This is a genomic window from Rhodoferax sp. GW821-FHT07F03 (assembly GCF_059418745.1).
This window is the reverse complement of the sequence record NZ_JBWKQM010000004.1, coordinates 196,508-209,477: the sequence shown is the minus strand read 5'-3', so window position 1 is coordinate 209,477 and position 12,970 is coordinate 196,508. Positions and strand designations below refer to the sequence as shown.

The following is a 12,970-nucleotide window of genomic DNA, read 5'->3' as shown; positions in this document are numbered from 1 at the left end:
AAAATAAGGCGCTGGCGCAGGTAAAACCTGCGCTGGCAGCTATTATTTTTGCAGCGCACCGGGGCGCAGCATTTCCACGTGCGGAATGTCGTCTTCCAGGTACATCTCGCCCACAGCCTCAAATCCAAAGCTTTGGTAGAACTTCAGCAGGTACTGCTGGGCGCTGATGCGATTGGCTTGGCCAGGCCAGGTCTGGTCGCAGCGCCGCAAGGCCTCCGCCAGCAACTGTTGGCCCAGGCCCTGGCCGCGGTAGGCCGGCGCGGTGAGCACCCGGCCCAGCGAGGGTTCGGGGTATTTGCTGCCGGGGTCGGTCACACGCAGATAGGCCGCCAGATCGTCGCCCGCCCAGGCCAGCAGGTGCCAGCATTGCAGGTCGTAGGCATCGGTGTCCTGGTAGACGCAGTTCTGCTCCACCACAAACACCGCATCACGCAGCAGCTTAGCGGCGTGGAAGTCGCGGGCGCGCAACTCGTCCATGCGCGCCCACTGGAAGCGCAGAGGCATCATGCTTGTGCGTTTTGCAGAGCGGCGATACGCGCCTCAATCGGCGGGTGGGTGGAGAACAGCTGGCCTATGCTGCCGGCAATACCGAAGGCGGCCACGCTCTTGGGCAGCTCGGCGGTGTGCAGGCCGCCCAGGCGCGCCAGGGCGTTGATCATGGGCTGGCGGCGGCCCATCAGCTGGGCGGCACCGGCGTCGGCGCGGAATTCGCGGTGGCGCGAGAACCAGGCCACCACCATGGAGGCGGCAAAGCCGAGCACGATGTCCAGCACGATGGTGCTGATGTAGTAGCCAATGCCGGGGCCGCTGTTGCGGTCGTCGCCCTTGCGCAGGAAGCTGTCCACGGCGTAGCCGATGACGCGGCTGAGGAACACCACAAAGGTGTTCATCACGCCCTGGATCAGCGTCATGGTGACCATGTCGCCATTCGCCACGTGGGCGATCTCGTGGCCCAGCACGGCTTCGATTTCTTCGTGCGTCATGCTTTGCAGCAGGCCGGTGGAGACGGCCACCAGGGCCGAGTTCTTGAACGCGCCGGTGGCGAAGGCATTCGGCGCGCCTTCAAAAATACCAACCTCGGGCATGCCGATCTGGGCCTTGTCGGCCAGGCGGCGCACGGTGTCCACAATCCAGGCCTCGTCAGCGTTCTGTGGCTGCTCGATCACATGCACGCCCGAGCTCCACTTAGCCATGGGCTTGCTCATCAGCAGCGAAATGATGGCGCCGCCAAAGCCCATTACCAGCGCGAAGCCGAGCAAGGAGCCCAGGTTCAGGCCGTTGGCCGTCAGGTACCGGTTCACCCCCAGCAGGCTAGCCACGATGCCCAGCACCGTGACCACCAAGACATTGGTAAGAATGAACAGAAGAATGCGTTTCATAGTTTTTCCCGTGGAATGACTGGGGTTTAGATGGGGTTTCGTGAAAGAAGTTCAAGCCACACAGCGTGGAGCACGGAACACCTGGGCATCGTCATAAAACTCCGGCTGGGTGTTCTCGGGCCACCAGCCGGGCACGCCCAGCACTGGCATGGGCAGGAACGGCTTGCTGGCCAGCCCCGAGGCACTCAGTTGGGCCGCCACCTGCGCGTCCACATCCGCTATTGAATGTATAGCTACCGGCGCGCAGTATATGTGCGTCACCATGGGTTTTCTAGGCTTAACCAGCTTCTCCATGAGGGCATGGCCGAACATCAGCAGTTGGGCCTGACCCCACAGCGGACGCAGGGTGACGAACAAGCGCTGCCAATCGCGGGTCTGCAGCGCATCCCATAGCGCGGGCGGCGCGATGAGAAAGGCGCCGTTCTCGTCCAGCACCGTCAGCGCGTCGCGCACCGGGCCGCGCAAGGGCTTGACGCCTGCCGCCGCAATCTCGGCCGCCTGCAGCTGGTTCAGCCGGGTCTTGATCTGCGGGAAATGCAGCCAGCATAGGCCGTTGAAGAAGTCATGCAGGTTGTCGCGCGTGGGCACGGTGCGGGTGCGGAAGATAAAGGCCTCATAGGCCTCACCAGGCGGCAAGCTGCTTTGCGGCACAAAGCCCACCGGCACCGGGCCGGCCGCGTGCAAGGCAGCGGCCACGCTCGCCCCCTGCTGCCAGGCTTGGCCAGCAGGTTCGCCCAGCGCACGCAGAGGCTGCAGCCAGGGCTGAGCCCAATCCACCCCCTCCGTTTCGTTGTTTGTATCTTGCATACAGAACCTTAGTCCCTCATAAAAACTACAATGCATTCTTGTGCCATCCGCACGCCAGAAGGAACCCGAACCATGGCCCAAAAATTTGACATCGAGATGCCCAAGTCGCTCACGGAAATCGTGGCCCAGCGTGTACGGCAGGCGATTATTGACGGTGAATTTGCACTGGGCCAGATGATCTCGGAGGAAACACTGGCCGAGTCATTTGGCGTGAGCCGTACACCGGTGCGCGATGCTCTGACGCTGCTGCAAAGCACCGGCCTGGTGGTGATCCGCTCCAAGCGCGGCAGCTTTGTATTCCAGCCAGACGAGGCCGATGTGCAGGCGATCTGCGACTTCCGCGCCATGCTGGAGCTGCACGGCGCCATGCTGTCGCGCGCGCTGCGTCGCGAGGCCACGTTGACCACGCTGCAAGGCATTTATCAGCAGATGCAGGACGCGATTGCCGCGGACGACGATGTGACTTATGGGCATTGCGACTCGGCCTTCCACGAAGCGCTGTTTGCCCACTGCGGCAACCCCTATGTGGTGAACTCCTACGCCCTGGTGTCGGGCAAGATCGCGGCGCTGCGCACGCATATGTCCAAGCAGTATTCAGACGCCCGCAGCGTGTCCATGGACGAGCACGCGCAGATCATCCGCTGCGTGGACGCGGGCGACTTCGAGCAGTTGAAGCAGTTGCTGAATCTGCACGTGGGCCGCACAGTGGACGCCTTCCGCCTAGCCAGTGCCAGCGCGCTGTTGGAAGCCAGTGCGCTATTGCCCAAGCTGCGCCCCAGCGCCTGAACCGCCGCGTCACCAGGAGCCCCCCCATGCATCCCACCCTCCGACTTCAGCAGTTGCTACAGAGCGGCAAGATCGTCATGGCGCCCGGCGCGCCCGACGCCATCACTGCCCGGCTGGTGCAAAAGGCCGGCTTCCCCGCCGTCTACATGACCGGCTTTGGCGCCACCGCCAGCCGCCTCGGCACGCCGGACATCGGCCTGCTGAGCCAGACCGAGATGACCAGCCACGCGCGCGATATGGCGCGCGTGGTGGACATCCCCATCATTGCCGACGCTGACACTGGCTACGGCGGTCCGTCCAACATCCAGCGTACGGTGCGCGAATACATCCAGGCCGGCGTGGCCGCCATCCACCTGGAAGACCAGGTGGCACCCAAGCGCTGCGGCCAGATGGCCGGCATCCGCCTGATGGACGCACAGGAGAACGCGCTGCGCTTGCAGTGCGCCATCGAAGCCCGCGGCAGCGACCCGCTGCTGGTGATCGGCCGCACCGACGCCCTGCCCGCCATGGGCCTGGAGGAAGCCATACGCCGCGCCCATCTGTACCAGGCCGCAGGCGTGGACCTGGTGTTCGTCGATGGCATCAAAAAGATCACCGAAGTGGAGGCCATCGCCAAGGCCGTGCCGGGGCCCAAGGTGGTGTCCATCGTCGATGGCAATGAGACTACTGCGCTAACCGCGCGGGACCTGCAGGACATGGGTTTCTCCGTGGTGTTCTACGCAGTGACGGCTCTATTCACCGCAGTGAAAGCCGTGTCCGATGCGCTGGCCGAGCTGCAGCGTGCCGGCACACCACGCGGCAGCGCAGGCGGCATGGTCAGCTACGCAGAATTCAGCGCCCTGGTGGACCTGGATTTCCACAAAGACCTGGACGACAGATTCGGAGCCTGACATGACCACACCCGCTTGCCGCTATTGCACCGCCACCCTGGCGGAACTGGACAGCCTGATGGTCCACATCCGCGACCTGGAGCATTCACGCGTGTTCCTGCTGCGCGACCAGACGCACCGGGGTCGCTGCATCGTGCTGCTGAAACAGCATGCGCGGGAATTGTTTGAGCTGGCGCCTGAGGTGCTGGGCGGCTTCATGCAGGAGGTGGCGCAGGTGGCCGCCGCCATCACCCAGCTAGGCCACTGCGACAAGGTGAACTACGCCATCTACGGCGACCTGAACGAGCATATCCACATGCACCTGGTGCCCAAGACCCGCAACGGGCCCAACTGGGGTCAGGCCTTTGTGTTGACGCAAGACAGACCGGTAGCGCTGCCCGACGCCGACTTCCAGGCAACGCTACAAAAACTGCAGCTGCTACTGCAGTAAATACCTGCGTTAGCGGCCGATTTAACCCTTGCCCAGCGGCGGCAAGACGTCCTTCACCACGGGCTTACCACCCTTGATTTCGATGATGAAGCTTTCGCGGTCGATGTCGCCCTTGTCGTCAAAGGTCACGTCCATCAGCACGCCGGGCTCGTCCGCCACCTTGATGGTCATGCCGTGCAGCTGCTTGGCCACGGCCACGCGGTCGAACTTGCCGACCTTCTGGATCGCAGCCTTGAGCATGTAGACACCCTGGTAGCCTTTGATGCCGTTGTGGTCGGGCACGAAGTTATAGGCCTTGACGAACTTATCGCGCACCATCTTGATCCCGGCAATCGGCGCATCGGCCGACATCTCGGTGTGTCCCACCACCCCATTGGCGGCGTCACCGGCCAAGTCGATCACCTTCTGGCCCAGCAGAGTGACATCACCGACGATGGGCTTGTCCCAGCCCTGCTTGCGCAACTCGCGCACCGCGCGGGCCGACTCTTCTTCGTTCAGGTAGACGAACACCGCGTCGGCATTGGCCTGCTTGGTGCGCACCACGGCGGCAGAGAAGTCCACCTGGCCGGCTTCAGTGGAAACATCGGCCACCACGTCCACGCCGTAGGTTTTGAGCGCGCTGGTGATGGCGTCGCGGCCGGGTTTGCCGAAGTCGCTGTTCACAAAAATCACCGCCACCTTCTTCACCTTCAGGTTCTGCGCAATGTAGCGCGCCGCCTTGGGCATGGAGTTGGTCTGTGTGAGACCGGTTCGGAAGATGTAGGGGCTGCCTTGCTGGGTTACCAGGGCTCCGGCGGCCGCAGTGAAATTGGGTACCTCGGCGCGCCGCGTCTCGGTCTGGCTGACCAGGATGGAGCCGGTGAACACCGGGCCGAAGATGGCAAACGCGCCGTCATCAATCGCCCGCACCACCAGGCCCTTGGCCACGCCAGGGTTGGTCTGGGTGTCCATATTCGTGACCTCGATCTTGCGGCCCAGGATGCCGCCTGCGGTATTGATGTCCTTCACAGCCAGCTCTATGCCCGACTTGAACATGGTGCCCGCCGTGGCCCCAGCCCCGGAAAGCTCCACCACATTGAAGATTTTCACGATCTCGCCTTGCGCCCACAGCGGCGCGCTGCTGCACAAGGCGGTGGCGCCAACGGCGGTGATGAGGGTTCTGCGCTGGATGCTCATTTTTTGTCTCCTGGATCGGTCAATGTCCTGCTGAGGACTATATGCAGCTGCCGTGGTAACCGGCTATTTTCTGCGCCTGAATATTAATGTACAGTATCCAGAACCTTACATACATCAGTTTTTTGCACTCCTATGACCTCCTCTACCGCCGCCGGACTTGCCCTTCAGGACCTGCGCCAACAGCTGGGTTCCGCCGTTTTTCTGGCCGACGAGGTGCCCGCCCGTAACCGCAACGACTACAGCGGCCTGCCGCCCACCACGCCGTTGGCCATGGTACGCCCGGCCGATACCGAGGGCGTAGCCACTGCCCTGCGCATCTGTCACGCGCACAGCATCGCCGTGGTGCCCCAGGGCGGCCTGACTGGTCTGTGCGGCGGTGCACGCGCGCGGGACGACGAGGTCGCCTTGTCGCTGGAGCGCCTGGTAGGGATTGAAGAAATTGACCCCGCCTCGGCCACCATGACGGTGCTGGCAGGCACACCTCTGGAAGTAGTGCAGCAGGCCGCTGCAGCAGCCGGCTTCTTCTGCCCGCTGGACTTGGGCGCGCGCGGCTCGTGTGCGATTGGCGGCAACCTGTCCACCAACGCCGGCGGCAACCGTGTCATCCGCTACGGCATGGCGCGCGACATGGTGCTGGGGCTGGAGGCAGTGCTGGCCGACGGCACAGTGGTCAGCAGCCTGAACAAGATGATCAAGAACAACGCGGGTTTTGACCTGAAGCACATCTTCATCGGCAGCGAAGGCACGCTGGGCATCATCACGCGCGTGGTACTGCGCCTGTTTCCCAAGCCCTCCTCCACCATGGTGGCGCTGTGCGCGGCCGATGACTACGGTTCGGTGCTGAAGCTGCTGACGGCGGCACGCAATGGCCTGGGCCCTATGCTGTCGGCCTTCGAGGTGATGTGGCCCGACTACTGGGACATGGCCACGCAAAAAGTGCGCGGCGTGCGCAACCCCTTCGCCGCCGATGGCCGCCGCTACGGCGCTTATGTGCTGGTGGAGGCCCTGGGCACCGATCCGGCGCGCGACGGCCCCAACTTCGAAGCCTGGCTGGCCCAGTTGCTGGAAGACGGTACCGTGCCCAACGCCGTGGTGTCGCAGTCGCTGGCCGATGAAAAAGCCTTCTGGGGCGTGCGCGACGCCTGTGCCGAATTCCACCAGCTCTGGCCCGGCCACTTGGCTTACGACATCGGCCTGCCGGTGGTGAACATGGACGAATACGCCGTGCGTTGCAAGGCCGCCCTCAGCGCCCAGCTACCGGGCTGCGAGGCCGTGTTCTACGGCCACATCGGCGACGGCAATGTGCACATCGTGGCCTACCAAAGCGGCGTGGCCGCCCAGCCCAAGGACGCAGCAGATGAAATCATCTACGGCCTGGTGCGCGAATACGGCGGCACGGTGTCGGCCGAGCACGGCATTGGCACCATGAAGCGCCGCTGGCTAGCCCATGCGCGCTCGCCCGAGCAGATTGCCCTGATGCGCATGCTCAAAGCCGCACTGGACCCGAAGAACATTCTGAATCCAGGCAAGGTAATTTAAGCCCGACTTAGAGCAAGCGCCAAGGCAGCGCTTCACCCGAACGCAGCGGCTTAAGCTGGGCTTCGCCGAAAGGGAAGCTTTCGGGCGGAGTCCAGCTTTCCTTGACCAAGGTAATGGTGCTCTGGTTGCGCGGCAGGCTGTAGAAGTCCGGTCCGTTGAAGCTGGCAAAAGCTTCCAACTTGTCCAGCGCACCGGCGTTGTCGAAGGCTTCGGCATACAGCTCCATCGCCGCATGGGAGGTATAGCAGCCGGCGCAGCCGCTGGCGTGCTCTTTGAGGTGCGCGGCGTGTGGTGCGCTGTCCGTTCCCAGGAAGAACTTGTGGCTGCCGCAGGTAGCCGCTTCTACCAATGCCACACGGTGGGTTTCGCGCTTCAGCACCGGCAGGCAGTAGTAGTGAGGGCGGATGCCACCGGTGAAGATGGCATTGCGGTTGTACAGCAGGTGGTGGGCCGTGATGGTGGCAGCCGTGAACTTGTCGGCAGCTTGCACGTACTGCGCAGCCTCTTTGGTCGTGATGTGCTCGAAGACGATCTTCAGCTCGGGGAAGTCGCGGCGCAGCGGGATCATTTGGCGGTCGATGAACACGGCCTCGCGGTCGAACAGGTCGATGTCCGAATTGGTGACTTCACCGTGCACCAGTAGTAGCATGCCGGCGCGCTGCATGGCTTCCAGCGTCTTGTAGATCTTGCGCAGGTCGGTCACACCGGCATCGCTGTTGGTGGTGGCGCCAGCGGGATACAGCTTGGCTGCGACCACACCAGCGTCTTTGGCGCAGGCAATCTCGTCGGGTGGCAGACTGTCCGTCAGGTACAGCGACATCAGCGGCTCGAAAGTAAGACCAGCCGGTACGGCGGCCAGGATGCGCTCTTTATACGCCAGCGCCTGGGCGGTGCTGGTGACCGGCGGGCGCAGGTTGGGCATGATCAGGGCGCGGCCGAACTGGGCGGCTGTGTGTGGCACAACGGTGTGCAGGGCCGCGCCGTCGCGCACATGCAAATGCCAGTCGTCTGGCCGGGTCAGGGTAATGGTGGAGGCGGTGGTCATGCCCCAGATTGTCGCTGAAGCCGCCCCGCAGGTATCAGCCCTGGCTGGGCCCCGACAGGCTGAGGCCGGTGCTGCCGCCATAGCCACCAGCGACCGGTACCTTGCCATTGCGCTCCAGCTTGAAGGTGCTGACGGCTGCGGCCAGCTGCACCGCATGGCCATTCATGGTGTCTGCGGCAGCAGCGCTTTGCTCCACCAAGGCCGAGTTCTGCTGCGTCATCTGGTCCAGCGCGGCAATGGCGGAGTTGATCTGGCCAATGCCCCGGCTTTGCTCGGTGGCCGCAGCCGTGATTTCGCTGAGGGTATCAGTCACACGCTGCACCGAGCTAACGATTTCACCCATGGTGGCGCCCGCATCGGCGACCAGACGCGTGCCTTTTTCGACCCGCTCGACGCTGGCGCCGATCAAGATCTTGATCTCCTTGGCGGCCTGGGCCGACCGGCCGGCCAGGCTACGCACCTCGCTGGCCACCACGGCAAAGCCACGGCCCTGCTCGCCGGCACGCGCAGCTTCCACTGCAGCGTTCAAGGCCAGGATATTGGTCTGGAAAGCAATGCCGTCGATGACGGTGATGATGTCGGCAATCTTCTTGGAGCTGCCATTGATGTCGTCCATGGTGGTCACCACTTCCGACACTACCGCGCCGCCGCGCGCAGCCACCTGCGCGGCCGACATAGCCAACTGATTAGCCTGCTGGGCAGCGTCTGCGCTGTGCGAAACGATACCGGTCAGGTTGTCCATGGCATGCGCGGTCTGCTGCAGATTGGATGCGGTTTGCTCGGTACGCTGGCTCAGGTCCTGGTTGCCGGCAGCCACCTCACTGCTGGCAACCTGAATGGAGTCCGCCGCCAGGCGGATGCCGCCGACCAGGGATTTGAGTTTTTCCTGCATGGCGGAAATGGCCTGCAACACCCGGCCAGTCTCGTCAAAAATACGTACCTCGACCTGGGACGACAAGTCACCAGTGGCAATGCGTTCAGCCAGCACCACTGCGCGGTTCATGGGAGCGGTCAAAGTCGTTGTGATGTGCCAGGTAATGACACCTCCGGCCACCAGCGCAATCGCCACCAGCACGCCCTCCACGAGGAAGGCCTGCTTCTCCAAATCCTGCACCTCGGCGGCGGCAACCTCGGTCTGCTTACGCTGCAGCTCGATCAGCTCGGACACCTTAGCCCGCAGATCGGCTTCGGCCGGGCGCACCCGCTTCATCAAGGTCATCACGGCGGCCACGTTGTCGCCATCCATGGCCTGCTTCAACGCATCCCTGACTTCTGGAAAAGCTTTTTTGCTGATCTGGGAAATATCGGCGATCAAAGCCCGCTCCTGCTCGGACGCACCTGGCTGTGACAGCAACGCATTCAGCTCTTGCTCGGTCTTCTGATAGGTGGCTTCGGCAGTCTGGGCCGCCTTGAACTCGACATCCAATTGCTTGGGGTCCAGCTCGGTGAACAAGGCCACCGAGCGGCTCTGTATAGCCATACTGCTGATGGAACCCATCAGCTGGTTGGCCAACTCGCTCTTGCGGTTATTGGTGTGGACGATACGGTCCACATGGGCACCCAAGAGGTGCATGGCATACATGCTGGTGGCGGCCACGGCCACCAGCAAAGCCAGTATGTTCACAAACCCCAGGGTAAGACGACGGGCAATCGAGATGGAGCGAGAGAGGTGGAATGCCATTGTGTACCCTGGAGGTGTGGTGGTCTGACTTAGTGCGCCAGGATCTTGTTCAAAAAGTCCTTGGTGCGCGGCTGGCGGTTTTCCGGATGGCTGAAGAACTCATCTTTAGAGCAGTCTTCCAGGATCTTGCCACCCACGTCGATAAAGATCACGCGGCTGGCCACCTTGCGTGCAAAGCCCATTTCATGGGTCACGCACATCATGGTCATGCCTTCCTTGGCCAAGGTCACCATCACGTCCAGCACCTCGCCGACCATTTCGGGGTCAAGCGCAGAAGTGGGTTCATCAAACAACATGACCATCGGGTCCATGCTCAGCGCACGGGCAATCGCCACGCGCTGCTGCTGGCCGCCAGAGAGCTGACCAGGGAACTTGTCCTTATGCGCCATCAGGCCCACGCGGTCCAGCATCTTCAGGCCACGGACCTTGGCGTCGTCGGCAGAGCGGCCCAGCACCTTGATTTGCGCGAGGGTCAGGTTTTCGGTTACCGACAGATGCGGGAACAGTTCGAAATGCTGGAACACCATGCCAACGCGGCTGCGCAGCTTGGGCAAATCTGTCTTGGGGTCGTGCAACGCAATGCCGTCCACAAAAATCTCGCCCTTCTGGAAGGGCTCCAGCGCGTTGACGGTTTTGATCAGCGTCGATTTGCCCGAGCCTGACGGACCGCACACCACCACCACATCGCCCTTTTTGATACTGACATTGCAGTTGTTCAGCACCTGAACCGGGCCATACCATTTGGAAACGTTTTTAATTTCAATCATGTTTTACTCCACGAATCTGTATCAGCGAATGATCGCAATCTTGAGCTGCAGCTTTTTAACGATATAGGACAGGCCAAAGCAAAGCAGGAAATACACCACCGCAGCCAGCAGGTAGGCTTCTTCCGGGCGTCCATAGAGCTTGCCGGCGGTCGTGAAGCCCTTGAGCAAATCGTAGGCACCAATGGCATAGACCAAGGATGTGTCCTGGAACAGGATGATGGTCTGCGTCAGCAGCACCGGCAGCATGTTGCGAAACGCCTGGGGCAGTATCACCAGCTTCATGTTCTGCCCGTAGGTCATGCCCAAGGCCTGACCGGCATGCACCTGACCACGCGGGATGGACTGGATACCGGCACGCATGATCTCGCTGAAGTAGGCCGCTTCAAACGCGATGAACGTGATGGCGGCAGAATATTCCGACCGGTAGTTGGCCCCGTCGGGCAGATACGAATAAAAGCTGCTAGGCACCAGCAGGAAGAACCACAGAATCACCATCACCAGCGGGATGGAGCGCATCACGTTGACGTAGACAGTGGCTGGCCACATCAGCAACTTGGCGCCCGACAGGCGCATCAAAGCCAGCACCGTGCCCAGCAAAATGCCGCCGATCGTGGCAATCACCGTCAATTCAATACTGAAGAGAAACCCCTTCTGGACGAACTTGCTGATGATCTCCCAGCTGAAAAACGAAAGGTCTAGTCCGCCCATATCAATGTCCCCCTCCGGTACCACCGGCTACGATGAAGCCGGGGATCGCCATTTTTTTCTCAACAAAACCCATCACGCGATTCACGGCAAAGGCCGAAACCGCATACAACAAGGTCACGCCCAGATACACCTCAATACCGCGAGAGGTTTCTTCCTGGGCTTGCATGGCAAACATGGTGAGCTCAGAAATCGACACCGCAAACGCCACGGACGAGTTTTTCAACAGGTTCATGGACTCGCTGGTCAGCGGCGGGAAGATGATGCGAAACGCCATCGGCAAAATCACATAGCGATAGGTCTGGAAAGTAGAAAAACCCATGGCCATGCCCGCATAGCGCTGCCCCTTGGGCAGAGCCTGGATGCCCGCACGGACCTGCTCAGCAATACGCGCCGAGGTAAAGAAACCCAGCGACACAACGACCAGCGCAAAGCCCGGTACCTTTTGCATCGCAGGAAAAATCTTGGGTACCACAAAGTACCAAATAAAAATTTGCACCAGCAGCGGAATATTGCGAAACAGCTCCACCCACAGATTGGCGAAACGCACGAGCCAAGGACTGTTGGGCAAGGTCCGCAAAGTTCCCATCAAGGCCCCGACCACCATGGACACTACCCAGGAACAACCGGCCACGGCCAAGGTCCAGCGCCAAGCCTCCATCATCCACTGCAGATAGGTACGCCCACTGCCGTCATCGTTGAGAAATATCTGCCAATCCAAACCCATAACGCTCTCCTCCAAAAATATGCCGCTCAGATGGGTTGCGGCCATGGCGCAGCCCTTTGGCAAACAAAAACCCCGCCCCTGTAAAAAAGGGGGGCGGGGTTTGGTTTACCTACTTACTTATTTTTTTGCGTAGTCTTCGGCAGGCTTATCGTTCAGATTTGCCCAGGCAGCCTTGGTCGCATCGCTGGCAGGCAGCCCCACCTTGGTGTTCTTCGGAGGAATGGGCTGCATGAACCACTTGTCATACAGTTTTGCCATTTCGCCCGACTTGACCATGCCAGCAATCGTGTCGTCTGCCAGCTTCTTGAACGCAGGGTCGTCCTTGCGCAGCATGATGCCGATAGGCTCTACGCTCAGTACTTCCCCAACAATCTTGTAATCCGCAGGCGACTTGGATGTGGCGATGTTACCGGCCAGAATCTGGCCGTCCATCACGAATGCGTCGGCACGGCCGGACTCCAGCAGCAAGAAGCTGTCGGCGTGGTCCTTGCCAAAAACTTCCTTGAAGTCCACGCCATTGGCGCGCTCATGCTTGCGCAGCAGCTGAACCGAAGTTGTTCCGGTGGTGGTCGCTACGCTCTTGCCATTCAACTGGGCGATCGAGGTAATGCCGGAATTGGCCTTGGTGGCAATACGCACTTCTTCCACATACACGGTATTAGCAAACGACACGTCTTTTTGGCGTGTGGCGTTGTTGGTGGTGGAGCCGCACTCAATATCCACCGTGCCGTTTTGCACCAGTGGAATACGGTTTTGCGAGGTCACCAGCTGGTACTTGGTTTCCAGCTTCTTGCCTGCTGCCTTTTCCAGATTGGCGATGATGTGCTGGCACACTTCGACGTGGAAGCCGGCAAACTTACCATCACCCAGGGTGTAGGACAGCGCGCCAGACGAATCACGCACACCCATCGTCACCACGCCCGATGCCTTGACCTTGCCAATGGTGTCCGAGGCTTGCGCAAAAGCGCCTCCTACTGCCAAAGCGGATACAGCCAAAGCCAACAAATGCTTCTTCATGAAAAACTCCTGGATAAAAGT

The 12,970-nt window shown here is 61.2% G+C and carries 14 protein-coding genes; 4 read left to right on the top strand and 10 right to left on the bottom strand.

Annotation, left to right across the window (positions count from 1 at the left end):
* Positions 1 to 42 precede the first annotated feature (42 nt).
* From AC07R0_RS07400 to AC07R0_RS07390, 3 genes are read right to left on the bottom strand one after another with little or no spacing between them, the layout of a single operon-like run.
* A complete protein-coding gene (locus AC07R0_RS07400) occupies positions 43 to 507 on the bottom strand; it encodes a GNAT family N-acetyltransferase (RefSeq protein WP_495104331.1) in 465 nt (154 codons plus the stop codon).
* Positions 504 to 1,379 (bottom strand): protease HtpX, encoded by an 876-nt coding sequence (gene htpX, locus AC07R0_RS07395; protein WP_495074176.1) that lies wholly within the window; start codon positions 1,377 to 1,379, stop codon positions 504 to 506. Before htpX ends, AC07R0_RS07400 begins: the two co-directional genes overlap by 4 nt.
* Positions 1,380 to 1,430: 51 nt before the next feature.
* The gene (locus AC07R0_RS07390; protein WP_495104330.1) at positions 1,431 to 2,186 is read right to left on the bottom strand and encodes a DUF3025 domain-containing protein; all 756 of its coding nucleotides are present in this window, start codon (positions 2,184 to 2,186) and stop codon (positions 1,431 to 1,433) included.
* Positions 2,187 to 2,258: 72 nt separating this feature from the next.
* Between AC07R0_RS07390 and AC07R0_RS07385 the strand changes: the two genes are divergently transcribed.
* The 3 genes from AC07R0_RS07385 to AC07R0_RS07375 are packed head-to-tail and all read left to right on the top strand — an operon-like array spanning position 2,259 to position 4,292.
* Positions 2,259 to 2,972, top strand: a complete 714-nt coding sequence (locus tag AC07R0_RS07385) for a GntR family transcriptional regulator (RefSeq protein WP_495074178.1) — start codon at positions 2,259 to 2,261, stop codon at positions 2,970 to 2,972.
* Between the two features lie 26 nt (positions 2,973 to 2,998).
* Positions 2,999 to 3,862, top strand: a complete 864-nt coding sequence (locus tag AC07R0_RS07380) for an isocitrate lyase/PEP mutase family protein (protein WP_495104329.1) — start codon at positions 2,999 to 3,001, stop codon at positions 3,860 to 3,862.
* Position 3,863: 1 nt separating this feature from the next.
* Positions 3,864 to 4,292 (top strand): HIT family protein, encoded by a 429-nt coding sequence (locus AC07R0_RS07375; RefSeq protein WP_495097639.1) that lies wholly within the window; start codon positions 3,864 to 3,866, stop codon positions 4,290 to 4,292.
* 21 nt (positions 4,293 to 4,313) lie between these two features.
* On the opposite strand, the gene AC07R0_RS07370 is transcribed toward AC07R0_RS07375, so the two are convergent.
* The gene (locus tag AC07R0_RS07370) at positions 4,314 to 5,468 is read right to left on the bottom strand and encodes an ABC transporter substrate-binding protein (protein WP_495097640.1); all 1,155 of its coding nucleotides are present in this window, start codon (positions 5,466 to 5,468) and stop codon (positions 4,314 to 4,316) included.
* Positions 5,469 to 5,600: 132 nt separating this feature from the next.
* Here AC07R0_RS07370 and AC07R0_RS07365 point away from each other — a divergent pair, with 132 nt between their 5' ends.
* A complete protein-coding gene (locus AC07R0_RS07365) occupies positions 5,601 to 7,007 on the top strand; it encodes an FAD-binding oxidoreductase (RefSeq protein ID WP_495104328.1) in 1,407 nt (468 codons plus the stop codon).
* A 7-nt stretch (positions 7,008 to 7,014) separates the two neighbouring features.
* On the opposite strand, the gene pyrC is transcribed toward AC07R0_RS07365, so the two are convergent.
* The 6 genes from pyrC to AC07R0_RS07335 form a co-directional block, all read right to left on the bottom strand.
* A complete protein-coding gene (gene pyrC / locus AC07R0_RS07360; protein ID WP_495104327.1) occupies positions 7,015 to 8,052 on the bottom strand; it encodes a dihydroorotase in 1,038 nt (345 codons plus the stop codon).
* A 34-nt stretch (positions 8,053 to 8,086) separates the two neighbouring features.
* A complete protein-coding gene (locus tag AC07R0_RS07355) occupies positions 8,087 to 9,733 on the bottom strand; it encodes a methyl-accepting chemotaxis protein (RefSeq protein WP_495104326.1) in 1,647 nt (548 codons plus the stop codon).
* A gap of 29 nt (positions 9,734 to 9,762) precedes the next feature.
* Complete coding sequence (locus tag AC07R0_RS07350) at positions 9,763 to 10,500, bottom strand: amino acid ABC transporter ATP-binding protein (protein ID WP_495074185.1); 738 nt, start codon at positions 10,498 to 10,500, stop codon at positions 9,763 to 9,765.
* A gap of 21 nt (positions 10,501 to 10,521) precedes the next feature.
* A complete protein-coding gene (locus AC07R0_RS07345) occupies positions 10,522 to 11,208 on the bottom strand; it encodes an amino acid ABC transporter permease (RefSeq protein ID WP_495074186.1) in 687 nt (228 codons plus the stop codon).
* A gap of 1 nt (position 11,209) precedes the next feature.
* Positions 11,210 to 11,932 carry an amino acid ABC transporter permease gene (locus AC07R0_RS07340; RefSeq protein WP_495074187.1) on the bottom strand — a complete coding sequence of 241 codons (723 nt, stop codon included), beginning with the start codon at positions 11,930 to 11,932 and terminating at the stop codon, positions 11,210 to 11,212.
* Between the two features lie 117 nt (positions 11,933 to 12,049).
* Positions 12,050 to 12,949, bottom strand: a complete 900-nt coding sequence (locus AC07R0_RS07335; RefSeq protein WP_495074188.1) for an amino acid ABC transporter substrate-binding protein — start codon at positions 12,947 to 12,949, stop codon at positions 12,050 to 12,052.
* Positions 12,950 to 12,970: the final 21 nt, after the last annotated feature.

What these genes read in the sequence shown, in the direction of transcription:
- AC07R0_RS07355 (WP_495104326.1), bottom strand. Translation starts at nt 9,733, where the DNA reads ATGGCATTCCACCTCTCTCGCTCCATCTCGATTGCCCGTCGTCTTACC.
- AC07R0_RS07385 (WP_495074178.1), top strand. Translation starts at nt 2,259, where the DNA reads ATGGCCCAAAAATTTGACATCGAGATGCCCAAGTCGCTCACGGAAATC.
- AC07R0_RS07380 (WP_495104329.1), top strand. Translation starts at nt 2,999, where the DNA reads ATGCATCCCACCCTCCGACTTCAGCAGTTGCTACAGAGCGGCAAGATC.
- AC07R0_RS07375 (WP_495097639.1), top strand. Translation starts at nt 3,864, where the DNA reads ATGACCACACCCGCTTGCCGCTATTGCACCGCCACCCTGGCGGAACTG.
- AC07R0_RS07345 (WP_495074186.1), bottom strand. Translation starts at nt 11,208, where the DNA reads ATGGGCGGACTAGACCTTTCGTTTTTCAGCTGGGAGATCATCAGCAAG.
- AC07R0_RS07350 (WP_495074185.1), bottom strand. Translation starts at nt 10,500, where the DNA reads ATGATTGAAATTAAAAACGTTTCCAAATGGTATGGCCCGGTTCAGGTG.
- AC07R0_RS07400 (WP_495104331.1), bottom strand. Translation starts at nt 507, where the DNA reads ATGATGCCTCTGCGCTTCCAGTGGGCGCGCATGGACGAGTTGCGCGCC.
- AC07R0_RS07370 (WP_495097640.1), bottom strand. Translation starts at nt 5,468, where the DNA reads ATGAGCATCCAGCGCAGAACCCTCATCACCGCCGTTGGCGCCACCGCC.
- AC07R0_RS07390 (WP_495104330.1), bottom strand. Translation starts at nt 2,186, where the DNA reads ATGCAAGATACAAACAACGAAACGGAGGGGGTGGATTGGGCTCAGCCC.
- htpX (WP_495074176.1), bottom strand. Translation starts at nt 1,379, where the DNA reads ATGAAACGCATTCTTCTGTTCATTCTTACCAATGTCTTGGTGGTCACG.
- pyrC (WP_495104327.1), bottom strand. Translation starts at nt 8,052, where the DNA reads ATGACCACCGCCTCCACCATTACCCTGACCCGGCCAGACGACTGGCAT.
- AC07R0_RS07340 (WP_495074187.1), bottom strand. Translation starts at nt 11,932, where the DNA reads ATGGGTTTGGATTGGCAGATATTTCTCAACGATGACGGCAGTGGGCGT.
- AC07R0_RS07335 (WP_495074188.1), bottom strand. Translation starts at nt 12,949, where the DNA reads ATGAAGAAGCATTTGTTGGCTTTGGCTGTATCCGCTTTGGCAGTAGGA.
- AC07R0_RS07365 (WP_495104328.1), top strand. Translation starts at nt 5,601, where the DNA reads ATGACCTCCTCTACCGCCGCCGGACTTGCCCTTCAGGACCTGCGCCAA.